General features: G+C 68.7%; 21 protein-coding genes. 13 read left to right on the top strand and 8 right to left on the bottom strand.

Translation table 11 applies throughout. From position 1 onward, the window contains the following. Nucleotides 1–50 precede the first annotated feature (50 nt). The 3 genes from OHA70_RS15215 (at nucleotide 51) to OHA70_RS15205 (ending at nucleotide 2,188) form a co-directional block, all read left to right on the top strand. The gene (locus OHA70_RS15215; RefSeq protein WP_328332923.1) at nucleotides 51–938 is read left to right on the top strand and encodes an ABC transporter ATP-binding protein; all 888 of its coding nucleotides are present in this window, start codon (nucleotides 51–53) and stop codon (nucleotides 936–938) included. Nucleotides 939–969: 31 nt separating this feature from the next. Further along, nucleotides 970–1,785 (top strand): ABC transporter permease, encoded by an 816-nt coding sequence (locus OHA70_RS15210; RefSeq protein ID WP_328332921.1) that lies wholly within the window; start codon nucleotides 970–972, stop codon nucleotides 1,783–1,785. 214 nt (nucleotides 1,786–1,999) lie between these two features. After that, nucleotides 2,000–2,188 carry a DUF3073 domain-containing protein gene (locus OHA70_RS15205; RefSeq protein WP_020389018.1) on the top strand — a complete coding sequence of 63 codons (189 nt, stop codon included), beginning with the start codon at nucleotides 2,000–2,002 and terminating at the stop codon, nucleotides 2,186–2,188. Nucleotides 2,189–2,419: 231 nt separating this feature from the next. On the opposite strand, the gene purM is transcribed toward OHA70_RS15205, so the two are convergent. From purM to OHA70_RS15190, 3 genes are read right to left on the bottom strand one after another with little or no spacing between them, the layout of a single operon-like run. Next, the gene (purM, locus tag OHA70_RS15200; protein WP_328332918.1) at nucleotides 2,420–3,499 is read right to left on the bottom strand and encodes a phosphoribosylformylglycinamidine cyclo-ligase; all 1,080 of its coding nucleotides are present in this window, start codon (nucleotides 3,497–3,499) and stop codon (nucleotides 2,420–2,422) included. Between the two features lie 35 nt (nucleotides 3,500–3,534). Beyond that, nucleotides 3,535–5,097, bottom strand: a complete 1,563-nt coding sequence (gene purF / locus OHA70_RS15195) for an amidophosphoribosyltransferase (RefSeq protein WP_328332916.1) — start codon at nucleotides 5,095–5,097, stop codon at nucleotides 3,535–3,537. Nucleotides 5,098–5,107: 10 nt separating this feature from the next. Then, nucleotides 5,108–5,248 carry a hypothetical protein gene (locus tag OHA70_RS15190; RefSeq protein ID WP_328332914.1) on the bottom strand — a complete coding sequence of 47 codons (141 nt, stop codon included), beginning with the start codon at nucleotides 5,246–5,248 and terminating at the stop codon, nucleotides 5,108–5,110. 191 nt (nucleotides 5,249–5,439) lie between these two features. On the opposite strand from OHA70_RS15190, the gene OHA70_RS15185 reads away from it, so the two are divergent. Further along, nucleotides 5,440–6,330: a helix-turn-helix transcriptional regulator gene (locus OHA70_RS15185; RefSeq protein ID WP_328332912.1), complete on the top strand. Its 891-nt coding sequence runs from the start codon at nucleotides 5,440–5,442 to the stop codon at nucleotides 6,328–6,330. A gap of 478 nt (nucleotides 6,331–6,808) precedes the next feature. Here OHA70_RS15185 and OHA70_RS15180 read toward each other — a convergent pair whose 3' ends face one another. The 4 genes from OHA70_RS15180 to OHA70_RS15165 are packed head-to-tail and all read right to left on the bottom strand — an operon-like array spanning nucleotide 6,809 to nucleotide 10,980. Further along, a complete protein-coding gene (locus OHA70_RS15180; RefSeq protein ID WP_328332910.1) occupies nucleotides 6,809–8,179 on the bottom strand; it encodes an NAD(P)(+) transhydrogenase (Re/Si-specific) subunit beta in 1,371 nt (456 codons plus the stop codon). Then, nucleotides 8,176–8,481 carry an NAD(P) transhydrogenase subunit alpha gene (locus tag OHA70_RS15175; protein WP_328332908.1) on the bottom strand — a complete coding sequence of 102 codons (306 nt, stop codon included), beginning with the start codon at nucleotides 8,479–8,481 and terminating at the stop codon, nucleotides 8,176–8,178. The genes OHA70_RS15180 and OHA70_RS15175 overlap by 4 nt, the downstream gene beginning before the upstream one ends. Next, the gene (locus tag OHA70_RS15170; protein ID WP_328332906.1) at nucleotides 8,478–9,602 is read right to left on the bottom strand and encodes an NAD(P) transhydrogenase subunit alpha; all 1,125 of its coding nucleotides are present in this window, start codon (nucleotides 9,600–9,602) and stop codon (nucleotides 8,478–8,480) included. The genes OHA70_RS15175 and OHA70_RS15170 overlap by 4 nt, the downstream gene beginning before the upstream one ends. 52 nt (nucleotides 9,603–9,654) lie before the next feature. Beyond that, nucleotides 9,655–10,980 carry a dipeptidase gene (locus OHA70_RS15165; protein ID WP_328332904.1) on the bottom strand — a complete coding sequence of 442 codons (1,326 nt, stop codon included), beginning with the start codon at nucleotides 10,978–10,980 and terminating at the stop codon, nucleotides 9,655–9,657. Between the two features lie 83 nt (nucleotides 10,981–11,063). Here OHA70_RS15165 and OHA70_RS15160 point away from each other — a divergent pair, with 83 nt between their 5' ends. After that, nucleotides 11,064–12,005 (top strand): hypothetical protein, encoded by a 942-nt coding sequence (locus OHA70_RS15160; protein WP_328332902.1) that lies wholly within the window; start codon nucleotides 11,064–11,066, stop codon nucleotides 12,003–12,005. A gap of 5 nt (nucleotides 12,006–12,010) precedes the next feature. On the opposite strand, the gene OHA70_RS15155 is transcribed toward OHA70_RS15160, so the two are convergent. Continuing rightward, nucleotides 12,011–13,507, bottom strand: coding sequence for a serine/threonine-protein kinase (locus tag OHA70_RS15155; protein WP_328332900.1), 1,497 nt, complete (start codon nucleotides 13,505–13,507; stop codon nucleotides 12,011–12,013). A gap of 93 nt (nucleotides 13,508–13,600) precedes the next feature. Here OHA70_RS15155 and OHA70_RS15150 point away from each other — a divergent pair, with 93 nt between their 5' ends. The 8 genes from OHA70_RS15150 to OHA70_RS15115 all read left to right on the top strand — a co-directional run bounded on the left by OHA70_RS15150 (nucleotide 13,601) and on the right by OHA70_RS15115 (nucleotide 22,663). Then, nucleotides 13,601–14,686: a hypothetical protein gene (locus tag OHA70_RS15150; RefSeq protein ID WP_328332898.1), complete on the top strand. Its 1,086-nt coding sequence runs from the start codon at nucleotides 13,601–13,603 to the stop codon at nucleotides 14,684–14,686. A gap of 64 nt (nucleotides 14,687–14,750) precedes the next feature. Beyond that, nucleotides 14,751–15,938, top strand: coding sequence for a hypothetical protein (locus tag OHA70_RS15145; protein WP_328332896.1), 1,188 nt, complete (start codon nucleotides 14,751–14,753; stop codon nucleotides 15,936–15,938). Continuing rightward, complete coding sequence (locus OHA70_RS15140) at nucleotides 15,935–17,128, top strand: hypothetical protein (RefSeq protein WP_328332894.1); 1,194 nt, start codon at nucleotides 15,935–15,937, stop codon at nucleotides 17,126–17,128. The genes OHA70_RS15145 and OHA70_RS15140 overlap by 4 nt, the downstream gene beginning before the upstream one ends. Then, complete coding sequence (locus tag OHA70_RS15135; RefSeq protein ID WP_328332892.1) at nucleotides 17,128–18,345, top strand: hypothetical protein; 1,218 nt, start codon at nucleotides 17,128–17,130, stop codon at nucleotides 18,343–18,345. Before OHA70_RS15140 ends, OHA70_RS15135 begins: the two co-directional genes overlap by 1 nt. Further along, the gene (locus OHA70_RS15130; RefSeq protein ID WP_328332890.1) at nucleotides 18,342–19,493 is read left to right on the top strand and encodes a hypothetical protein; all 1,152 of its coding nucleotides are present in this window, start codon (nucleotides 18,342–18,344) and stop codon (nucleotides 19,491–19,493) included. The genes OHA70_RS15135 and OHA70_RS15130 overlap by 4 nt, the downstream gene beginning before the upstream one ends. Nucleotides 19,494–19,529: 36 nt before the next feature. Next, nucleotides 19,530–20,723: a hypothetical protein gene (locus tag OHA70_RS15125; RefSeq protein ID WP_328332888.1), complete on the top strand. Its 1,194-nt coding sequence runs from the start codon at nucleotides 19,530–19,532 to the stop codon at nucleotides 20,721–20,723. Nucleotides 20,724–20,783: 60 nt separating this feature from the next. After that, nucleotides 20,784–21,515: a metallophosphoesterase family protein gene (locus OHA70_RS15120; protein WP_328332886.1), complete on the top strand. Its 732-nt coding sequence runs from the start codon at nucleotides 20,784–20,786 to the stop codon at nucleotides 21,513–21,515. 17 nt (nucleotides 21,516–21,532) lie between these two features. Further along, the gene (locus OHA70_RS15115) at nucleotides 21,533–22,663 is read left to right on the top strand and encodes a histidine kinase (protein ID WP_328332884.1); all 1,131 of its coding nucleotides are present in this window, start codon (nucleotides 21,533–21,535) and stop codon (nucleotides 22,661–22,663) included. Nucleotides 22,664–22,827: the final 164 nt, after the last annotated feature.

Below are 22,827 nucleotides of genomic sequence, written 5' to 3'. Positions count from 1 at the left end.
AGACGGTCGGTCGATGTGGCGAGGGGGTCGCGGCCGGAAGAGTAAGGGGCATGATCACAGTCGAGAACCTCAGCAAGCGCTACGGCCATCACGCGGCGGTCAGCGACGTCTCCTTCACGGTCGAGCCGGGCAGCATCACCGGCTTCCTCGGCCCGAACGGCGCCGGCAAGTCGACCACCCTGCGTATGCTGACGGGGCTCACCCCGCCCAGCTCGGGCCGCGCGACGATCGCCGGCAAGAAGTACTCGGACCTGCCGAACCCCGGGCGCGTCGTCGGCGTCATGCTCGACGCGGCGGCCCAGCACCCGGGCCGTACCGGTCGCGAGACGCTGCTGCTCAACGCGTCGCTGCTCGGCGTACCGAACAGCCGGGCGGACGAGATGCTGGAGGCTGTCGGGCTCACCGGGGCCGCGAAGCGCCGCGTCGGACAGTACTCGCTGGGGATGCGGCAGCGGCTCGGCATCGCGGCCGCGCTGCTCGGCGACCCTGCCGCGCTGATCCTGGACGAGCCGGCCAACGGTATGGACCCTGAGGGCATCCGCTGGATGCGTGGACTGCTGCAGGACTTCGCCTCCCGCGGCGGCACGGTGATCCTGTCCAGCCACCTGCTGGGTGAGGTACAGGCGACCGTCGATCGGCTGGTCGTCATAGGCGGCGGCAAGATCGTCGCCAACGGCTCGCTGGAGGAGCTGCTGGCCGGGAGCGGCACGCTCGTCCGCGGCCTCGACCCGATCGGGCTCAACGAGGCACTCACCGCCGCCGGGCTCAGCCTCGAGCCCCTGTACGACGGCGCGCTGCGCGTCGACGCCACCGCCGAGCAGGTCGGCCGCGCCGCGGCTGCCGCCGGCCAGGTCCTGCTCGAACTGCGCGAGAGCGACGGCGCCGGCCTGGAGGAACTGTTCTTCCAGCTCACCACGCCGGCCGCAGCTGCTGCCTGACCCACCTCACACTTTCTAGGAGTTCACCATCATGGCTGTCACCGAAATCACCTCACCGGCTGTCGCGGCCGCTCCGGGCAAGCACCGGGCCGCCGTCGCCACCTCCCTGCCGCCCGCGCGCGGCCAGTCCTTCCTCAAGCTCGTCACGATCGAGCTGCGCAAGTCGGTCAACACCCGCAGCGGCCGGTTCCTGATCCTGGGCATCCTGGCCCTGGCGGTCGCCGCGCTGACCTGGCAGCTCACCCACCTGAACAACGGCGTCCAGCGCTTCGACGGCTACCTGTCCGCCGCGTCGACCGGCGTCCTGCTGATCCTGCCGGTGATCGGTGTGATGGCGATGACGAGTGAGTGGACCCAGCGGACCGCGCTGACCACCTTCACGCTCTCGCCGCGCCGGATCCGGGTCCAGTTCGCCAAGTTCGTCTCCGCGATTCTGCTGAGCGCGGTGGTACTGAGCGTGACCGCGGTGCTGGCACTGGCCGCTACGGCGATCGGTGGCGCCATCGACGGCGGCGGAGCGTCGTACGCCGGAATCGGCGGCGCACTGGCCGGGGCTTACCTCTCGACCGCGCTGAACGTCGTGATGGGTGCCGCCTTCGGTGCGGTGATCGCCCAGACCGCGGTCGCGATCCTGGTCTTCTTCGTCGCCCCGACCGCCTGGGCCCTGGCCGGGCCTGCCCTGTTCAAGGACAACGCCAACTGGCTGGATGTGTTCGGCGCCTTCGGCCGGATCGCCGAGCGCGACCTGCACGGGATGGTGCCCGAGACGCTCACCGCGATCGGTGTCTGGGTGGTCCTGCCGACCATCGTCGGACTGTGGGCAAGCTCACGTCGCGAGGTGAAGTAACCCCCGTACGGGGTCCAGAACGCGGGAGGCCTGACCGGTTTGAGGGGACCGGACAGGCCTTCCGGCGCGTGATCGGACCTCTTCTGGGGTCCAGTCAGGGGGCGGTGCGTGTGTCGGACACCGGCTCCGGGTAACCTGTAACCACGATTACTGACGACTGATCCGTGGGCGCCACGCTGCGTACCCGGTTGACTTGTGCGAGGGGGTCGACGCTATGGGGCGCGGCCGTGCAAAGGCCAAGCAGACGAAGGTCGCACGCGACCTGAAGTACCGCACCTGGGACACCGACTTGGACCAGCTCAAGAAAGAGCTGTCCGGCGGGGACGAGGGTGGTACCTCTGCGAACGGCAACAACGACACAGACGTCGGCGATGACGCCGACGACTACCACCCCCGTCGGTAAAGCCGCAGCAGCACTCTGACCTGTCCAGCGCCTGAGGGCGCTCGGACAGGTCGACTGTGCTTGGCCGACGTTGTTCCACCACACGGCAGGACGGGTCTTCTCAGCCTGCCCTTTCGACGCGTTGAGGTCCGGGGCGTTTCCCTGGCGCCCACTGAGCTTTCTGGGCGCCAGGGAAACATCCCGGCTTGAGCCGTCGTCCCTGGACAACCAGCGACCACGGCTGACGAAGCCTCAGCTCGCGTAGTCACCCTGCAGTTCGACGCACGCCTTGGCGTCGGTGGCGGCGCTGACCTCACCGCAGACCCAGGCGTCGATGTCGCGCTCGGCGAGGGCTGCGATCGCGCGATCCGCCGCGGCCGGGTCCAGCACGGCGACCATGCCGACACCCATGTTCAGCGTCTTCTCCAGCTCAAGCTGCGGGACGCCACCGAGCTGACCGACCAGGCCGAAGATCGGCGCCGGCGTCCAGCTCGACCGGTCGATCCGGACCGCGAGGTCGTCGGGGACGACTCGGGCCAGGTTCGCCGCGAAGCCGCCGCCGGTGATGTGGGACATCGCATGCAACGGCTTGTCGTCGGACGCGTTGAGCTCCTGGATCAGCTCGAGGCAGTGCTTTGCGTAGACCCGGGTCGGGATCAGCAGCGTGTCGCCGAGGGTGCCACCCAACTCGGGCACCTCGCGGTCGAGCTGCCAGCCGGCCCGGTCGAAGAACACGTGCCGGACCAGGCTGTAGCCGTTCGAGTGCAGTCCGGAGGACGCCATCGCGACCACCACGTCACCCGCCCGGACGCGATCGGCGCCGATCACCTCGTCGGCCTCGACGACTCCCGTCGCGGCGCCGGCGACGTCGTACTCGTCGGCCTCCAGCAGTCCGGGGTGCTCCGCGGTCTCGCCGCCGACGAGCGCGGTACCGGCCTCGACACAGGCCTCGGCGATGCCCTTGACGATCTGCGCGATCGTCTCCGGGACCACCTTGCCGGTGCAGATGTAGTCGGTCATGAACAGCGGCTCGGCGCCACAGACGACCAGGTCGTCGACGACCATGCCGACCAGGTCGAAGCCGATCGTGTCGTGCCGGTCCATCTTCTGCGCGATCGCGACCTTGGTGCCGACCCCGTCGGTGGAGGTCGCCAGCAACGGCCGCCGGTACGCCGTCAGCGCACTCGCGTCGAACAGCCCGGCGAAGCCGCCGAGCCCGCCGACCACCTCCGGACGGGTCGCCTTGGCCACCCATTCCTTCATCAGCTCGACGGCCCGGTCACCGGCCTCGATGTCGACGCCGGCGGCCGCGTAGCTCGCGCCCTCGCTCACTGTGGTTCTCGCTTTCTTGGGGGCTTTACAAGCAGTTACGGCCGGGACAGCGCGTCGGCAGCGCCGGCGCCACCGGACACCGTGGCCAGGCCGTCGATGTCGGTGTTCACCGGTACTTCGAGCAGGTGCTTGCCGAGGTGCTCCGGCTCCGGCAGCGCGACCGGGTAGATCCCGTCGAAGCAGGCGCGGCAGAGCTTGTCCTTGGGCACCGAGGTGGCCCCGATCAGGCCGTCCAGGCTGACGTACCCGAGCGAGTCGGCGCCGATCGAACGGCAGATCTCCTCGGTGTTCAGCCCGTTGGCGATCAGCTCGGCGCGGCTGGCGAAGTCGATGCCGTAGAAACACGGCCACTTCACCGGCGGCGACGAGATCCGGACGTGGATCTCCTTGGCGCCGGACTCGCGCAGCATCTTGATCACCGCGCGCTGGGTGTTGCCGCGGACGATCGAGTCGTCGACGACGACCAGGCGCTTGCCCTCGATCACCTCGCGCAGCGGGTTCAGCTTCAGCCGGATGCCCAGCTGGCGGATCGTCTGGCTCGGCTGGATGAAGGTCCGGCCGACGTACGCGTTCTTGACCAGCCCGGAACCGTAGGGGATGCCCGACTCCTCGGCGTACCCGATGGCGCCCGGCGTACCGGACTCCGGGGTGGCGATCACCAGGTCGGCCTCGACCGGGTGCTCACGGGCGAGCTGGCGGCCGACCTCGACCCGGGTGGTGTGGATCCGCTGGCCGGAGATCTGGGTGTCCGGGCGGGCCAGGTAGACGAACTCGAACAGGCAGCCCTTGGGCTCGGCCTCGGCGAACCGGGTCGAGCGCAGGCCGTCCTCGTCGATCGCGACGATCTCGCCCGGCTCGACCTCTCGGATGAAGCTCGCGCCGACGATGTCGAGCGCGGCGGTCTCGCTGGCGATCACCCAGCCCCGCTCCAGCCGGCCGAGCACCAGCGGGCGGATGCCCTGCGGGTCGCGGGCGGCGTACAGGGTGGACTCGTCCATGAAGATCAGGCTGTAGGCGCCCTTGACCTTCGGCAGCACCTTGGCGGCCGCCTGCTCGATGGTCAGGTCCGGGTAGCCGGCCAGCATCGAGGTGAGGATGTCGGTGTCCGAGGACGCGCCGTGCTTGGCGTTCGCCTTGGCGTGCTCGACGTCCAGGTCCAGCCCCAGGTCGAGGTCGTCGCGACCGCCGAGCGTCGCGGCCAGTTCACCGGTGTTGGTGAGGTTGCCGTTGTGCCCGAGCGCGATCGAGCCGGTGGCCGTCGACCGGAACGTCGGCTGGGCGTTCGCCCAGACGCTCGATCCGGTCGTCGAGTACCGGCAGTGCCCGACTGCGATATATCCCTTCAGCGAGGCGAGCGTCGCCTCGTCGAAGGCCTGGCTGACCAGCCCCATGTCCTTGTAGACCAGGATCTGACTGCCGTTGCTGACCGCGATGCCAGCCGACTCCTGCCCCCGGTGCTGCAGAGCGTAGAGCCCGAAATAGGTGAGTTTGGCAACCTCTTCCCCCGGAGCCCAGACCCCGAAGACGCCACAAGCGTCCTGCGGTCCTAGATCCTGCGGGTCAAGATCATGAGTGAGCCGACCATCGCCACGAGCCACGCGGAGCAGTCTACGGGAACTGCCAGCACACTGCGCCCATGCCACATCCGGGCTGGGCTCCGGCGGTGGGGTTGTCGGCCTTGACCGGCAGCGATGCAAAAGCCGTGACCAGCAGGCCGGCGGCGACTACAGTGAGCCACTTCTTGATCACAAGACGTCCTTTCGAAATAATCGATGGGCCAATCAAGCGTTCATTGTCGACGCGCTCTGTATATGGTCGGTTCCAAACAAGTACCGAAGGAGTCAGTCGTGCTGGAACCGCTGGGTGTCGATGAGACCACCTTTGCGGTCTACCACGCCCTCTTAAGCAGCCCGGACAGCACTCCCGCACAGATTTCGGCAGTGGTAAAGCTACCTTTGGCAGAGGTCAGCCGGATCATGGACGAACTGCGCAAACTCGACCTCCTCGTCCCGACCTGGACCGACCCGGACGCCGAGCACGCCGTCCACCCGCGGGTCGGCCTGTCCGGCCTCGTCGAGCGGCGCCGCAGCGAGCTGAACAGGCAGCTCGGCGAACTCCGGGAGGCGGAGTCCTCGGCCGAGGTCATCGCGGAGCAGTACAACGAACTGCTGACGTCGCGCAGCAGCGGCGACGTCGAGGTGCTCAAGGGCCGGGCGAACGCGACCCGCCGGATCGAGGAGCTCGGCCTCAAGGCCCGGGAGTCCTTCTGGGGGATGATCCCCGCGCACATCGACGACACCATCCACCCCGCGGAGACGTCTCCGGACCTGCTCCTGCTCGAGCGCGGCGTCAGGCTGCGGACCATCTACCTGCAGAACATGACGGTCTCGAAACCCGGCCTCGACTACGCCGCCACGCTGCACCGGCACGGTGGCGAGGTGCGGGCGACCCCGACCCTGCCGATGCGGCTGCTGATCATCGACCGGGAGATCGCGATCATGGCGATGGACCCGGAGAACCCGGTCGCCGGCGCGGTCATCCACCGCAGCCCCGGCGTACTTGCTCTCGCCAGCGCCCTCTTCGACAGCTACTGGTCCCGCGCCGTAGAGCTCTTCTCCCCGGAAGACCGGGACAACAACGACCCCCTGACCCCACACGAGGCCGAGGTACTCCGCCTCCTGGCCGGCGGCGCCAAGGACGAACAAGTCGCACGCCTTCTCGGTATTTCATTGCGCACCGCCCGCCGCATCACCGCAAATCTTTCCGACCGCCTCGACGCCACCTCCCGCTTCGAATTAGGAGTGGCCGCCGCAAAACGCGGCTGGGTCTGATCATTCCCCCGCCGAATTGTTCCGGAATTTCCGGCCGACGAAATAGATCCGAGCCTGCGGTCTCCGTCGGGGAGCTGCACGGACGCGCCATTCCCGGAAATAGGCCTGTCTTTACGGAAGCTCAGCCTGCCGCCGACGCCGTCCGCAGCTGACCTGCCGACGGTCGCCCAGGACGGAAGCCCAGCAGGGCTTGGGTCCTGCTGGTTGCGGGCTAGACCAATCGCAGAGTGGGCGAAGCATTTGATTGAAAAGCGGACTGGACCAGTTTATATCCAGCCACCCTGGTTTGTGGCCGGAAGCTGCCATGGCCTTGTTTTCGCGTCCGAACGGTGCATGTGCGGCGAGAACAGCCGGTGAATACACCGTACTGCTTTCGGGCATGGCAATGAGACTGCAATGGCGACGGCATTGACTGGGCGGAATTCGCCCCGTGACTATCGCCGCGAGCGCGCGAAGTGGTCCACTTCGCGCGCTCGCGTCAAACGTTCTTGACGGCTGCCAGGAGTTTGGTGAGGGACTCTCGGGCGTCGCCGAAGAGGAGGGTGGTTTTGGGGTCGTAGAGGAGTTCGTTCTCGATGCCGGCGAAGCCTGGGCGCATGGAGCGCTTGAGGAAGATGACTCGCTGGGCCTCGTCGGCGTTGAGGATGGGCATGCCGTAGATGGGGGCGCTGGGGGTGTTGCGGGCCGCCGGGTTGACGACGTCATTGGCGCCTACGACCAGGACGACGTCGGTGGCCTTGAAGTCGCCGTTGATCTCGTCCATCTCGCGGAGCTGCTCGTACGGGACCTGGGCCTCGGCGAGCAGGACGTTCATGTGGCCTGGCATCCGGCCGGCCACCGGGTGGATGGCGTAATCGACCTTGACCCCGCGGCCGTGCAGTTCCTCGACCAGGTCGCGCAGGACGTGCTGGGCCTGGGCGACGGCCAGTCCGTAGCCGGGGACGATGATGACGCGCTGCGCGTAGCCGAGCAGGATCGCCACGTCGGTCGGAGTACCGGAGATGACCGGGCGGTCGGACGCGGTACCGCCCCCGAGCGTGGAGCCGCCCTTGACCGCGCCGAAGAGGATGTTGAAGACCGAGCGGCCCATCGCGTCGGCCATCAGCTTGGTCAGCAACGTACCGGCCGCGCCGACCAGCGTTCCCGCGATCAGCAGCAGCGCGTTGCCGAGCACGTACCCGCCCGCAGCGACGGTCAGACCGGTGAACGCGTTCAGCAGCGAGATGACGATCGGTACGTCCGCACCGCCGACCGGCAGCACCAGCATCACGCCGAGCGCGAGCCCGACCAGGCAGAGCAGCACACCGACCCACACCCGCGGATCCGAGACCAGCCAGATCGACAGCGCGAGGCCACCGAGGATGCCGGCCACGAACAGCACCGGCAGACCCGGGAAGGTCACCGGCCGGCTCGTCATCAGCTCCTGCAGCTTGGCGAACGTCACCACCGAGCCGGAGAAGCTGATCGCGCCGACCACGATCGTGAAGGCGGTCGCGATCGCGGCGATCGTCTCGCCGTCACGTACCTCACCGAGCTCCATCAACGCGACCAGCGCGGCCGCGCCACCACCGACGCCGTTGAACAGCGCCACCAGTTGCGGCATGTGCGTCATCTGCACCCGGCGCGAGCCGACCACACCCGCGATCGTGCCGATCAGCAGCGCCACCAGGATCGCGCCCAGGTGATCCGGCTTGTACGCGACGAAGGTGATGATCACCGCGAGTACCGCGCCCGCGGCGCCGAGCAGGTTGCCGGTCCGCGCCGACTTCGGCGACGAGAGGGCCTTCAGCGCGACGATGAAGCAGACAGCGGAGATCAGGTACCCGATCTGGGCCCAGGTGTCGATCACTTCTGGAGCTCCTTCTTGCGCGCCGCCGGGCCGCGGAACATCTGCAGCATCCGGTCGGTGACGACGAACCCGCCGACCATGTTCACCGTGGCCAGCACGACGGCCAGCAGCCCGACGATCACCACCAGGGTGGAGTCGGCCTGGCCGGTGACGATGATCGCGCCGACCAGGATGACGCCGTGGATCGCGTTCGCGCCGGACATCAGCGGGGTGTGCAGGGTCGAGGAGACCTTGCTGATCACCTCGACGCCGACGAACGCCGCCAGCACGAAGATGGTCAGCAGGGCGATGGTCTCGGTCATGCCATCGGTCCTTCCAGCAGTTCGCGGGTCGGCTCGTGCAGCACGGTGCCGTCGTGGGTGAGGCAGCAGCCGCTGACGATCTCGTCGTCGAAGTCCGGGTTGAACTCCGCGTCCCGGGTCATCAGCGCGATCAGGTTGGCGATGTTCTGGCCGTACAGCCGGCTGGCCGGTCCGGCCATCTGGCTGGGTACGTTCGCGCCGCCCCAGACCAGCGCGTTGCCGATCATCAGCTCCGTACCGGCCACCGAGCCCTCGACGTTGCCGCCGGACTCCGAGGCCAGGTCGACGACGACCGAGCCGGGCTTCATCTGCTCGACCATCGACCGCGACACCAGCATCGGAGCGGTCCGCCCCGGTACTGCGGCAGTCGTGATCAACGCATCGGCGCCCGCGATGTACGGCGCGAGCAGGTCGCGTTGCAACTGCGCGCGCTCCTCGGTCATCTCGCGGGCATAGCCGCCCGGCCCGTCGAGCGTGCCGAGCTCCAGCTCGATCGGCTGCGCGCCCATCGAGGCGATCTCCTCGGCCGCGGCGGTCCGGACGTCGTACGCCTTCACCACCGCGCCAAGACGCTTCGCGGTCGCGATCGCCTGCAGTCCGGCGACGCCGGCGCCCAGGACGAGGACCTGGGCCGGCGGCACCGTACCGGCTGCTGTCATGTTCAGCGGGAAGAACCGGGGCAGGCGTTCCGCGGCGACGATGGCCGCCCGGTAGCCGGCCACCAGCGCCTGCGAGGAGAGCGCGTCCATCGACTGGGCGCGCGAGATCCGCGGGATCATCTCCATCGCGAACGCGGTCAGCTTGGCCCGGGTCGCGGCCCGGATCACGTCCGGCGGATTCGTCGGCAGGAACGACATCAGCGCCGTACCGGCGTGCAGCCGCTGCAGTCGCTCCCGTTCGAGCGGCTGCACCGACACCACCACCGTCGCCGCATGATCGGCGCCCCAGGCCACCTCCGCACCGGCGTCGCGGTAGGCGTCGTCGGAGTACAGGGCGCGCTCGCCGGCCGCGGGTTCGACCGCGACCTCGTAGCCGAGCTGGACGAGTTTGACGATTTGCTCCGGCACCAGGGCCACCCGGCGCTCGGCCGGTCTGGTCTCTCGCACTACTGCGATCTTCACTCGCCGAAACCTATGCCAAACACACGGTACGCGGAAAGCCCGGTCCGCCAGATCACGCCAAGTTCTGAAGAAGCTGCGCCTCGGCCAGACAGACCTTGGTGAACTCCTCCAGGTGCAGGCCCTCGTCGATGCCGTGGGCCCGGGTGTCCGGATCCTCCACCCCAGTGACCAGAACGGCCGCGTTCGGGAAGGCCTGCTGGAACTCCGCGATGAACGGGATCGAGCCACCCATCCCGGTGTCGACGGGCTCCACACCCCATGCGGTGGCGAAGGCGGAACGGGCCGCGTCGTACGCCGTACCGCGCGCGTTGATGGAGCACGGCTGGCCGAGATCGCCTTCTGTCACAGTGACCTGGGCACCCCAGGGCGCGTTCTGCTCGAGGTGGTTGCGCAGGGCTTCCATCGCCTTCACCGCGTCGTCGCCAGGGGCCACCCGCAGGCTGACCTTGGCCCGCGCGACCGGTACCAGAGTGTTGCTCGCGTCGGCCACCCGCGGCGCGTCGATAGCCAGTACTGCGATCGCCGGGCGGGTCCACAGCCGGTCGACCAAGGTGCCCGAACCGATCAGCTTCACCGAGTCCAGCACACTCGACTCGGCCCGGAACCGGTCCTCGGGGTAGTCCAGCTCGGCCGCGCGTGTCGCGTGCAGCCCGTCGACCGCGACGTCACCGTTGTCGGTGTGCAAGGTGGCGAGCAGCCGGCACAGGGCAGACAGCGCATCCGGTACGGCGCCGCCGAAAAGGCCCGAGTGGACGGCGTGCTTCAGCGTCCGCACCTCGACGAAGCAGTCGACCAGACCACGCAGCGAGACCGTCAGGGCGGGCTGGCCGATCGCCCAGTTGCCCGAGTCGGCGATCACGATCGCGTCGGCGGTGAGCTCATCGGCGTACTCGTCGAGCAGCTGCAGCAGGGTCGGCGAGCCGATCTCCTCCTCGCCCTCGACGAAGACCGTCACGCCGACCGGCAGGTCGTTGCCGAAGGCCCGTACGGCGGCGAGGTGCGCGGCGATCCCGGCCTTGTCGTCGGCCGCGCCGCGGGCGAACAGCCGGCCGTCCCGCTCGGTCGGCTCGAACGGCTCCGAGGTCCACTCCTCCACGTTGCCGGTCGGCTGGACGTCGTGGTGCGCGTAGAGCAGTACGGTCGGCTTGCCCGCCGGCGCCGGCTTCTTGGCGATCACCGCCGGGGCGCCGTCACCCGCCCGGACGATCTGGATCTCGAAGCCCTCGGCCTCGAAGAGCGCGGCGGTAGCCTCCGCCGATCGCTGGACATCGGCCGCACGGGCCGGGTCCGCGCTGACCGAGGGAATCCGGATGAGGTCCTCGAGGTCGGCACGGACGGAGGGCAGAACGCGGTCGATCGCCGCACGCAGGTCGGTCATGCGCCCTACCGTACTGCGGGTCAATCACTTACCGTCTACCGAGAAGATCTCGAAGGTTACCGCCCAAACCTCCAGGGGATGCCATGACCCGCCGCTTCGCCGTTCTGACTGCCTTCATCACGACCGCCACTGCCCTGACCGCCTTCAGTTCGCCGGCCAGTGCCGCCATCAGCTGCGACACCGCGACCACCGGTGGCAGCACCTTCTATGACGGGCCGTCGGCGTCCAAGAAGTACGACGCCAGGTTCAGCAACAGCGCCAGCATTCCCAACCTCAGCACGCACACGCCGCAAGGCGCCGGTACTTGGTACAACTGGGACGGCTCGGGCAAGAACCTGCTGCTGGTCGCCTCGTACCGTGCGGGCGCCGACTCCCAGATCTACGGCATCGACCCGGCTACCGGCTCCACGGTCGGCGTGGTCGCCATCGCCGAGTCGCATGTCGGCGGGATCACCACCAGCAAGGGCTGGGCCTTCGTGGCCGGCGCGGGCAGTTCCATCCGCAAGTACCGGCTGACTGAGCTCCGGACCGCCATGAAGGCCGCTGGTACGCCGTACCTCGCCCAGGTCGGTACTGCGCGCGACGTAGCCGGCTCATCCTTCCTGACCAGCTACGGCGACTCCATCTTCTCCGGCACCTTCAACGAGACCGGCCGCGGCACCATGTACGAGTACAAGATCGCGGACGACGGCACCCTCACCACCCTGGCCGGCGCCTGGGAGGTACCGACCAAGACGCAGGGCCTGATGGTCACCGCCAACCACTTCATCTACAGCACGTCCTACGGCCGGGGGAACCGCAGCAACCTGTACGTCGTACGCCGCGGCCAGAAGGACCTGGACGCCGCCGCGCTGAGCTGCTTCCGGGCGCCGAGCATGACCGAGGGCATCACGGAGTACAACGGCACTGCGTACCTGGTCTACGAGTCGGGCTCTTACCTCTACAGCGGCGACTCGGCCACGCTGAACGTCATCCCCCGCATGCACAAGGCCAGCGTTTCCTCGCTGACCTCGCTGGTGGGGTAGCCGGGCTACTTGATGTAGGTGGCCGACCCGAGGACCTTGTCGACCTCCTGGACGGTGGAACTGCGGGCCTGTGTCCGCAGTATCACCGTGCCGGGCACCACTGCCTTGTAGCGCTCGCCGACAGTGCTCTTCGCCCCGGAGGCGCTGTCGGTGCACTCGTAGTAGAAGGTGATCATCTTCTCGCCGGTCTGGTCGTTCTGAGCCGTGAACTTGCAGCCGGTGGGCATCCTGCCGGTAGCCGGCAGCTTGGCGCCTGCGGCCCCGGTCAGGGTCTCCAGGTAGATCCCTGGCACCTTGCTGTCGGTCTGCCAGTTCGCGGCGTCCTCTGTGACCAGCAGGTTGGTTGCGCCCTGCGACTTCTGGTCCCAGGTGCGCGGGACCTTCACTGATAGGACATCCGTCGCCACGGTCACCGGGCGGCTCATCACCAGGCGGTAGCCGCCATAGCCACCACCAGCGGCCAGGATGAGGGCGAGCACGACAGTGATGACCCACGCGCGGGCCGAGCGCTTCTGGGCCTTCGCCGGAGTAGCCAGCAGGGCTGCAGGCACTGTGGTGGGGTCGGCTGTGCCAGCGGGCGTGACAGTGGGGGCATTGGCGGCCGACAGGGCTGTCTCCTGGTCCACACCGCCGGGACCGGCTGGTCCCGGCAGTTGCTCGGCGGGTACGAGACCAGCCGGGACCTTGCCGGTCTTGTGTGCCTCCGGCAGCGCGTCGAGGAAGCTGTCGAGGTCCGGCCAGCGCTTGTCGCGATCCGGCTCGAGGGCGCGGCGTACGACGGCATCGATCGCGTCAGACACGTCATCGCGCAAGGTGCTCATCGACGGCGGCGGCGACTCGATCCGCATCACAGCACCCAGGCTGATCACGCCATGGGGTGCTTGGCCGGTGAAGGCCGCATAGGCGACGGCGCCGAGCGAGTAGAGGTCGGCGCGGTGGTCGAGACGGTCGCCCATCACCTGCTCGGGGGCGACGTAGGCCGGCGTACCGCCCGGCATCGTCAACTGGGACACGGTTTCCAGCGACTTGCCCAGGCCGAGGTCGCCGAGCATCGCGCGATCGCCGGACTCGTCGAGGCGGAACAGCACGTTGGCCGGCTTCACGTCGCGGTGCAGCACTCCACGCGCATGCAACTGCTTGAGGCCGCTGCCGACCTGGGCGATCACGTCGACGACGTCGGCGATCTGCATCGGTCCGGCCTTGATCCGGTCCGCGAGCGATCCGCCGTCGGCATAGGTCAGGACGAGATAGGGCCGGCCGTCCTCGGTCTCACCGACATCGTGCACCCCGACCACATGCGGCGAGTCGACGCGGCGAAGGAACCGGCCCTCGGCCAGGAAGCGGCGCCGGACGTCCTCTTCGTCGATCCAGTTGTCGGACAGGATCTTGACCGCGACGTCGGCATCCAGCTCCTCGTCGCGGGCCAGCCAGACGGTCGCGAAACCCCCGGCACCCACCCGGCGGACGAGGGAGTACCGGCCGATCCGCTGGGGCTGGTCCATCCCCGCATTATGCTCGATCCTTCCTGCGACTTGGTCGCCGGAGCGTGTGTTCGAGACCGAAACGGGGCCTAAGGAGTGCGAAACCTGCGGGTTATGACGGTCGCGGCTGTCGCAGTCGCGGCGGTTGTGGTCGGTGGGTTCGTCGCGTCCCGGCAGACGCCACAGTCGCAGGCCGGCGCGGCGGCGCAGCTGGTGACTCCGTCGCAGACAGCTGCGGCCCTCGAGTTCACCGGTCCCAAGGTCGTCCCGATCGATGTGCGCAAGCTGCCCGTCGGTGCGGCTCCGCAGGTGACCTATCTGCGCGATCGGACCGTCTACGGCGGCGCCGGTACGCCGGTACGCGTCCCCGGCAGTATCGAGATCGACGCCGTCGCCCGCCTGCACGATGCAGTCCTGACCATCCAGCTGAAGACCGTCCGGAGCGCCGCCCTCGTCATACTCGATGCCTCAGGCAAGCAAATCGAGCAGGTCCCCGGCGTCGACTCGGTCGTCACCAGCACCGACGGCCAAGCAGCCGCCTACGCCTCCGGCGGCCGCTACGCCCCGGAGGAGCACGTCGGCGGCACCGTCTATTACCGCCGTTCTGCTACCGGCGCGGTCAAACAGCTGGCCCAACGCAGCGTGTACGACCTCAGGGTCCTCGGTGTGACCAACGACACCGTCTACTTCCAGGCCAGCGACGACCTGACCGGGCCCTGGAACTTCTACCGCTGGCAGGTGGACCAACCGAAGCCGACCCGGATCAGCACCGTCCGCTCCCCGATCGCTGTCTCGGGCGACGGCACCCTGGTCGCCGGACTTGCCTCGCAGAACGACAGCGGCATGTGCACGACGCTGATGACCATCGCCACCGGCTCCCAGCGCTGGCGGAGCTGCCAGTACCAGCTCACCCGCTTCAGCCCCGGCAACACCTTCACCATCGGCATCCCGGCCGGCAGCGACCCGTACGGCGACTTGGAGAACGTCGCGCTCGACCCGAAGACCGGCAACCAGCTCCGCAAGTGGACCGGCCCGTCCCTGCGCGACGCCAGACCGGAGGACGGCGATCACGTAGTACTGGCCTGGCACGACAAGCCGGTACCGGGGTCCCGGTCGGCGCTGGTCCGCTGCACGGTGAGCTCCGGCAAGTGCGAACTGGCGACTCCGCCGGCGTCCGGAACACTTCTTCTCGGCTCATGACGAACAAACCCGCGTCGGCCCGCGTCCTATCGGGGACGGGGACGAACCGATTGGACGACCGAACGTGAAAACGGGCAACGGCCCGCTGGCCATGGGGGTGGCGGCGGTCGCAGTACTGGCTGTGGTGAGCGGTGGGGCCCTCGCGGCCCGCCGCGGCCCTGCCACGTCTCCAGCGGCGGACGCTCAACCGCTCACCGCGAGCGCCACGCCCGTACCCACGACGCCGACGCCCAAGCCGTCGCCCCCGCCGGCGACCAAGACCCCAGTCCCCCAGACCCCGTCCGGCCCGGCCATCCCCACCGCGAAGGTGGACCTGGCCAAGCTGCCGACCGGCCGTGCGCCGCAGGTGGCCTACGTAACCGGCCGCACGGTCAAGGGCGGCCTCGGCCCGGACGTCACTGTCCCCGGCAAGCAGGCGATCATCCGCGCGGCCCGGTACGACGGTGACGCCATGGTCATCCTCGAGGTGGGACTGGGCGGTTCCGAACTCGTCCGGGTCAACTCAGCCGGAATCCAGCCCGAACGCATCCCCGACGTCGCCAGCCTGGTGACCTCGGTCAACGAGGACGCGGTCGCGTACGGGACGTCCCGCAGCAACGCCGACCACACCCGCAAGAAGGGCAACGCCGTCTACTGGCGCAACGCCTACGTCGACAACAAGCTGGATCGCCCCAACGACTGGTACTCGACCGTCCTGGCCGTGGTCGGCGACACCGTCTACTTCGCCGCCGGCGGCGACCGCGACGAGCCGGAGGCGACGCTGAACGCCTGGCACACCCAGACCGGCAAGGTCGATCTCCTGAAGTCCTTCAAAACCCCAGCGGGCGTGGACTTCCAGGGCGCCAACGGCGTGGACCAGCTCGAAGGCGCCGCGCAGACCTTCTGCTCGGCCGTGCGTTCGCTGGCCGACGGCGCGCAACTGTGGCGGACCTGCGAGTACTCGCTCGACGGGTTCACGCCGGACGGTCAGACGATCTTCGCGACGCCTGACTTCCACAACGGCGGCTCCGATCCGACCACCACCGCGATCGACAGCCGGTCGGGCACAGTACGGCGGCAGTGGACCGGAGTGGAGTTCCTCAGCACGACCGCCGAGGACGACGACCACCTGCTGATGGTCGTCGATACCGGCGAGAACACCGCGAGCGCGATCATCCGCTGCAGCATCGCCTCGGGCACCTGCGAGCTGGCGACGAAGCCGGCCAGGACTCCTCAGCGGGACGCACTCCGGGTGATGGGCGGTTGGTCATGAGGCGGCAGAACGGTCTCCTGGTGGCCCTGGTCGCCGCCGTGACGGTCGCTGCCGTCGTACTGGGCGGCACCATCGCCTATCGCCAGGTCCCGCATTCCGCCAATGTTGCCGACGCTGCGCCGCTCCCTGCCTCGATCACCCCGACGACGACTCCGTCCAAGAGCACCCCGAAGCCTCCATCCGTCACGCCTACCCTCAAGCCGTCGACACCGCCGACCAGCACACCGCCGGCTCCGACCAGCGGCCCGACCTTGACCGGGCCGACCAAGATCACCCTGGCCGTCAGCAAACTCCCCACCGGGCGACAGCCCCAGATCCCGTACCTCAGCGGCCGCCAGGTCAGTAGCGGTGCTGGTGGGCAGGTCGACATCCCCGGTAAGGACGACATCCTCCAGGTCGCCCGGGTGAACAGCTCCGTCCTCGCCCTGACCACCAACGGCAATGGCTCGCAGGTACTGCGCCTGGACGCGAACGGCGTCGCCAGCGTCGCGAACGTCAACCACCTGGAGGCCAAGAGCGATCAGAGCGGCGCCGCGTACGCCGCCTTAGGTGGTGACGGACCCGTCGAGGGCGGAACCATCTACGCCGACACCGGCACGTCGCTGACGGCCCTGAAGCTGACCACCCGCTGGAACTTCAAGGTGCTCTCGTACGTGGGCGACAAGGTCTACTTCGAGTCCTCGAACGTACTGGGCAGCGGCGCGACCTGGAGCACCTACGTCTGGTCGCCGGGCGAGTCGAGGCCCACGCTGGTGAAGTCGCTCGCGTCCATGACGAAGATGGCGGCCAACGGGCAGATCGCTGCGACAGCCCTGCTGATCAACGACACCGGCTCGTGTTCCGCGGTCACCGCCGTCGACACCGGGCTGCGGTCCTGGAAGACCTGCGACTACTACCTCAACGACTTCAGCCCCAGTGGCGCGACCGTGTTCGGGGTGCCGTCCGGTGACGACAGCTACTGCTCCTCGGCAGAGGCGGCCCTCGACGCAAAGACCGGCAAGCTGCTCCGCGAGTGGAAGGGCTGCCTGCAGAGCATCACGCCTGAGGACGACGAGCACCTGCTGATGGTGGCGACCGCGTCCGGTGAGGGCGACAATGCCAAGACGGCGATCATCCGCTGCGCGGTCAGTACCGGTGACTGCGAGCTGGCTACGCCTGTGGGCTCAGGCCGACTCCTGCTGAGCTCCTGATGGCCAAGCCGCTACTAAAGGCCAAGAACGGCCCATTGGTTGCAGTAGTGGCCTCTGTCGCCGTCGCCGCGGTAGTGATCGGCAGCGCGATCGCCTACTGGCAGGGCCCTGAAAGCAAGGCCTCCGGCGCGACTCCGCTGCCCGGCCTGAGCAGCACGCCGTCGGAGACACCGATCGTTACGCCGTCACGCACACCGTCGATCACGCCGTCCACACCGCCTAGCACTGCAGGTACTCCGGGTACTCCGGGTACTCCGGCCAAGCCGCCGTCGACCGGCAACCCCGTCGAGATCCCGGTGGAGCTGACCAGCCTGGCCACAGGCCGGAGTACCGACGCGATCCACCTGGCCGGTCGCGAGGTGCGTGGCGGCGGGCCGGCCATCAAGATCCCGGGCAGCCAGCGGATCGGGGACTTCGCCCGGCTCGGCGCCGACCTGCTCGCGACCGTCGGGACCGACGGCGTCAACGACGAGCTGCTCATCATCGGCGCGGGGCATCCGATCAGGAAGGTGCCAAACGTCGACACGCTCGTCGCCGACCGGCAGGGGACCGCGGCGGCGTACTCGACGCTCGTGGTCAACTCCGACGGCATCAGGACAAGAGGTGGCGCCGTCCACTACCTGCCAGCCGGTGGTACGACGAAAACCCTTCCTCTCCCCGCCGACACCTTCGCCCTGCGGGTCGTCGCGTTGCTGGACGGCAAGGTCTACTACCGGTCGACCGATGAGCAGGCGGGCGACATCGAGCGGCTCTACGAGTGGACACCTGGGACCGCGACGCCGAGGCTGGTCAAGGCGGTCACCGCTACGACGATGCTGTCCGCCGACGGCCGGTACGCCGCCTCCCGCCGGAACACCACGACGGGTACCTGCACGACCGTACAAACTGTTGCCACCGGCAAGGATCTTTGGAAGGCCTGCAAGACCGACCTGATGGACTTCACGCCCGGTGGTGGCGTCACGCTGGGGCGCGGGTACGTCGGCGACACCCCGATGGTCCGGATCACGGCGCAGGACACCAGGACCGGCAAGCTGATCCATGCCTGGACCGGCTTCTTCGCCAACGTGGCCGCCGAGGACGACGAGCATCTCCTGATCAGCACGGAGGGTGTGACGGGGGCTTCCCTCGTCCGGTGCGAGATCACCACCGGAGCATGCGAGTACGCCGTGGCTCCCGGCGACGCCGCGCTTCGACTGGATCCAGGGATGACGCCATGAACCAGCGGAACGGCCGGCTGATCGCCGGTGTCGCGGCCGTCGCAGTGGCTGCCGTCGTGGCGGGCGGCTTCGTCGCCTCCCGGCAGAGTCCGGAGGGCTCGACTGCCGACGCGGCTCCGCTGCCCGGTTCTAGCAGCACTCCTCCGAGCAGCAAGCCGACCAGTGGGACCAGTACTGCCACCAACACCGGGCCTGCCACCGTCGACGTCGCAGTGAAGAAGCTGGCCGAAGGCCGGGCGCCGCAGTTGCCGTACCTGGTCGACCGAGAGGTCCGAGGCGGAGCCGGTGGCCCGGTGAAGATCCCTGGCACCGGCACGATCCTGGGCATCGCCCGGCTGAACACGTCCGCGCTGGCCGTCGTCGAGCGGGTCAGCGCGGACAAGGACAAGCTGCCCTTCGGCAGTGACTTGATCAAGGTCCGGTACGGCGAGGTGACCAAGACCTCGGGCGTCTCGACCGTCGTGGGCCGTGACGACCAGGCCGCGGTGGCGTACGCGACCACCCGGTACGACGCCAAGGGCGACCGCATCAAGGGCAGCGACATGTACGCCACGACCGACGAGTCGGCCCAGCGGCTCGAACTCACCAACAGCTGGGACGTCGAGGTACTGGCGTACCGGAACGCGTCGGTCTACTTCCGGGCGGCCGCCACGTCCGGTGGCCCGAAGACGCTCTACCAGTGGAAGCCGGGTGCGCCGAAAGCGACGTCGCTGAAGGGCGGGGAGTCACCCGTCGCGATCGCGAACGACGGCACGATCGCCGCCTCGCTGAAGGTGCTCAACGACGGCAGTTGCGCCACTGTCACCGAGATCGCGACCGGCGGCCAACTGTGGCGCACCTGCGACAGCAAGCTGGCCGGATTCACCCCGGACAGCCAGGTCGCGGTCGGTCTCGAGGCTGCCTTTGAGAGCTGCTCGACCACGATGACCGCCTTGGAGGCCCGGACCGGCAAGCTGATCCGGACCTGGAAGGGCTGCTTCCACGACGCCGTCGCCGAGGACGACCAGCATCTGCTGGCGATCGCCGTCGTCTCGGGCAGCCCGGTGCAAGGCGGCTACACGCTGGCGATCATCCGGTGCAGCATCCCCACCGGCCAGTGCGAGCGCTCGACCGCGAACGCCGTCGACCAAGTCGTGGCCCTGCGATGATCGTCTCGACCCCCTCAGCGCGTTAGGAACGTCGACATGTTGCAGAAGAACGGCCGGCTGGTCGTGATCGTGGCCTCCGTCGCCGTCGCGGCGGTGGTGATCGGCGGGGCCATCGCCTACGGCCAGGGCCCCCGCTCCCGCGGCGGGGCCGCGGCTCCGCTGCCCGCACCCGCCACCACCCCCGCACCGAGCACTCCCAGCGCTAAGACCCCAACGCCTAGTACTACTCCGCCGGCCACCCCGACGGCGACACCCAGCAAGACGCCGGACAAGCCCACCGGGCCGGTCAAGATCACGCTGGACCTGGCCAAGCTGCCCAGAGGCCGTGATCCCCAGCTGCCCTACCTCGTCGGCCGGGTGGTCCGTGGCGGCGCGGGTGGTGCGGTGACGGTTCCCGGCAAGGCGCAGATCCATCAGATCGCCCGGGTCAACGGGGTGGTGCTCGCGGTCGTCGTCAAGGGGCTGGGAACCGAACTGCTCAAACTCGGGCCGGGAGACGGGGACGTCCACCGGACCCCCGACGTCTCCGCGGTCGTGACCGGCGATGACGGAGCCCTGGCGGCGTACTCCACGACCCGGATCGGCAGCCAAGGCGAGGAGCTCAAGGGCGGCACCCTGTACTCCGACAACGGCGGCTTCGAGCAGCACAAGCTCGACCTGCCGTCAGCGTGGGGGCTGCGGGTTCTCGCCGTGGTGAACGGCACGGTCTACTACGAGGCCGGCAGCAAGGAAGGCAGCCCTTCGGAGCTCCGTTCCTGGAAGCCTGGCGCGGCGAACGGTGTACCGCTGAAGATCAGTCGGCCCACCGGCATCTCGGCGGACGGCAAGCTGGTCGCCTCGATGGGGCTGGTCTCGGATGGCGGGTCCTGCTCCGACATCACCGAGATCGCCACCGGCAGACGCCTCTGGAAGACCTGCGAGAGCAGTGTCGAGGGCTTCACCCCGGACAGCCGGACCGCGTTCGGCGGACCCGCGTACGCCGACGGCTACTGCTCCAGGACCGCCTCGGCGCTCGATGGGCTGACCGGTGTGATCCTGCGCGAGTGGACGAGCTGTTTCTTCGACACCGTTCCCGAGGACGACCAGCACCTGCTCATCGTCGCTGACGCAGAGAACGGCGGCGGGGAGGACGAGTCCGGCCAGCGGGCGATCCTCCGCTGCACCGTCGGTACGGGTGCCTGTGAGTTGGCGACCCCGTTGACCAAGACCGGCGTACAGATCGGCAGCTGACTCTTCTGCCCGCAGCTAATGAGCGGCCGGACATTGCCCGGGCGACGGCAGACTGGCCAGATGGATCTAGTCGTGCTGGCCGACATTCATGGGGTGCTGCCTGCGTTGGAGGCGGTACTGGCCGAGCCGGACGTGGTTGCTGCCGAGCTGATCGTGCTGGCCGGGGACATCGCCAGTGGGCCGCAGCCGGTGGAGACGCTGGATCTCCTGGTGGGGTTGGGCGAGCGGGCCGTCTGGGTGCGGGGCAATGCGGACCGGGAGCTGGTGGAGATGGCTCGTGGGACGTTCAAGGGCGATCCGCCGGACCCGGTCAGCCCCTGGGCCGCCTCGCAGCTCCGGGCTGACCAGGTCGAGTTGCTCTCCACACTGCCGACCACTGTGACGATCGGCGACACGCTTTTCTGCCATGCGACTCCCCGCGACGACGAGGAGATGGTGCTGGTCGACAGTCCGATCGCAAGGTGGGCGACGGTGCTCAGCGGCGTACCGGAGGAGGTCAGGACCGTTGTGTGCGGGCATACGCACATGCCCTTCGCCCGGCAGGTCGACCGGCGGCTGGTGGTCAACGCAGGGAGCGTCGGCATGCCGTACGGCGCACCCGGTGCCAGCTGGGCTCTCCTGACTCCAGCGGGCGTCCAGCTACGCCGTACTGCGCTCGACGAGACCGCTGCCGACCGGCTTGCCAAGGACTCGTCGTACCCAGGGATCGAGGAGTGGCTGGACGGGTACCTGCGCTCCAACTACTCCGACACTGAGGCACTAGAGGCGTTCAGGCCCCGCTCGGAGGTGTGAGCGACTACCGTCGGGGCATGTTCGCGCGGCGACGGAAACACTTCGGCACCTCGGCCGACAAGGCGACGTACGCAACGCTGCACACCGCCTCACTCGCTACCCCGAGCCTGCGCGAGGGCCTGACCCCTGCCGCGGCGGGCAAGGCGAGCAAGCATCTGCGGGACCTCCTGGGTACTGCGGCCATCGCCATCAGCGACTCGTCCGGCGTACTGGCCTGGGACGGGGTCGGCGGCCCGTACGAGAGCAACCACCGTGGAGACGTCAAAGGACTCGCGGCGGCCACCCTGCGGACCGGGCGGACCGCAGTACTGGGTGTGCATGACGTGGCCTGCGCCGACCCGCAGTGCCCGATCCGTACTGCGGTAGTAGCGCCCATCGTCACCGAGGACCGAGTAGTCGCGGTACTGGTCGCCTACAGCCCTCGCTCGTCGGCAGCACTCGTCCGGGCGACCGAGGAGGTGGCCAGGTGGGTCTCTGGCCAGGTGGAGCTGGCTGAGCTCAACAAAGAGCGCACCCGGGCGATGGAGGCGGAGCTACGGGCGCTCAGGGCCCAGATCAGCCCGCACTTCATCTACAACGCGCTCGCGGCGATCGCCTCCTTCGTCCGGACGGATCCGGAGCGTGCCCGGGAGCTACTGCTCGAATTCGCCGACTTCTCCCGGTACGCGCTGCGCCGCGGCGGTGAGTTCACCACGCTGTCCGACGAACTGCGCAATGTGGAGCGGTACCTCGTACTGGAGCAGGCCCGGTTCGGCGAGCGGCTCAAGGTCTCGCTGCTGATCGCGCCCGAGGTGCTGTCCGTCGCGATCCCGTTCCTGGTCGTCCAGCCGCTGGTCGAGAACGCTGTCAGGCACGGCCTGGACGGGACCTCAGGCGTCGGCCGGATCACCATCCGCGCCCAGGACCGCGGGCTCGAGGCCGAGATCAGCGTCGAGGACGACGGGTCCGGCAGCGACCCCGAGGTCATTCGCGCTGCGCTGGCCGGCGAGTCGAGCGGCGACTCGGTCGGCCTGGGCAACGTCGACGCCCGGCTACGCCAGGTCTACGGCGACGCCTACGGCCTGGTGGTCGAGACCGCGCCGGAGGCCGGTACAAAGGTCAGCTTCAGAGTGCCCAAATACTCCTCAGGGGTGCATGCGTCCGCTTAGTGCTCCTCAGGCGGTCTGGCGCGAGTGCTGGAGGTGTCCAGGTGCGTGCATCGCGGTGCTGGAGGAGCGTCCTCGATGCGGAGCATCGTGGACGTTTCGCCAGTGCCGTGAGGTGCGTGCCTGGGCGCCTCCAGTGCCGTGTCAGATCGCCTGAGGAGCACTAG

Source organism: Kribbella sp. NBC_00382, assembly GCF_036067295.1.
GTDB lineage: Bacteria > Actinomycetota > Actinomycetes > Propionibacteriales > Kribbellaceae > Kribbella.
The sequence above is the reverse complement of the archived record's forward strand: the minus strand, read 5'-3'. Positions and strand labels throughout refer to the sequence as shown.

What these genes read in the sequence shown, in the direction of transcription:
- OHA70_RS15215 (WP_328332923.1), top strand. Translation starts at nt 51, where the DNA reads ATGATCACAGTCGAGAACCTCAGCAAGCGCTACGGCCATCACGCGGCG.
- OHA70_RS15210 (WP_328332921.1), top strand. Translation starts at nt 970, where the DNA reads ATGGCTGTCACCGAAATCACCTCACCGGCTGTCGCGGCCGCTCCGGGC.
- OHA70_RS15205 (WP_020389018.1), top strand. Translation starts at nt 2,000, where the DNA reads ATGGGGCGCGGCCGTGCAAAGGCCAAGCAGACGAAGGTCGCACGCGAC.
- OHA70_RS15175 (WP_328332908.1), bottom strand. Translation starts at nt 8,481, where the DNA reads ATGACCGAGACCATCGCCCTGCTGACCATCTTCGTGCTGGCGGCGTTC.
- OHA70_RS15165 (WP_328332904.1), bottom strand. Translation starts at nt 10,980, where the DNA reads ATGACCGACCTGCGTGCGGCGATCGACCGCGTTCTGCCCTCCGTCCGT.
- OHA70_RS15160 (WP_328332902.1), top strand. Translation starts at nt 11,064, where the DNA reads ATGACCCGCCGCTTCGCCGTTCTGACTGCCTTCATCACGACCGCCACT.
- OHA70_RS15155 (WP_328332900.1), bottom strand. Translation starts at nt 13,507, where the DNA reads ATGGACCAGCCCCAGCGGATCGGCCGGTACTCCCTCGTCCGCCGGGTG.
- OHA70_RS15150 (WP_328332898.1), top strand. Translation starts at nt 13,601, where the DNA reads ATGACGGTCGCGGCTGTCGCAGTCGCGGCGGTTGTGGTCGGTGGGTTC.
- OHA70_RS15140 (WP_328332894.1), top strand. Translation starts at nt 15,935, where the DNA reads ATGAGGCGGCAGAACGGTCTCCTGGTGGCCCTGGTCGCCGCCGTGACG.
- OHA70_RS15135 (WP_328332892.1), top strand. Translation starts at nt 17,128, where the DNA reads ATGGCCAAGCCGCTACTAAAGGCCAAGAACGGCCCATTGGTTGCAGTA.
- OHA70_RS15130 (WP_328332890.1), top strand. Translation starts at nt 18,342, where the DNA reads ATGAACCAGCGGAACGGCCGGCTGATCGCCGGTGTCGCGGCCGTCGCA.
- OHA70_RS15125 (WP_328332888.1), top strand. Translation starts at nt 19,530, where the DNA reads ATGTTGCAGAAGAACGGCCGGCTGGTCGTGATCGTGGCCTCCGTCGCC.
- OHA70_RS15120 (WP_328332886.1), top strand. Translation starts at nt 20,784, where the DNA reads ATGGATCTAGTCGTGCTGGCCGACATTCATGGGGTGCTGCCTGCGTTG.
- OHA70_RS15115 (WP_328332884.1), top strand. Translation starts at nt 21,533, where the DNA reads ATGTTCGCGCGGCGACGGAAACACTTCGGCACCTCGGCCGACAAGGCG.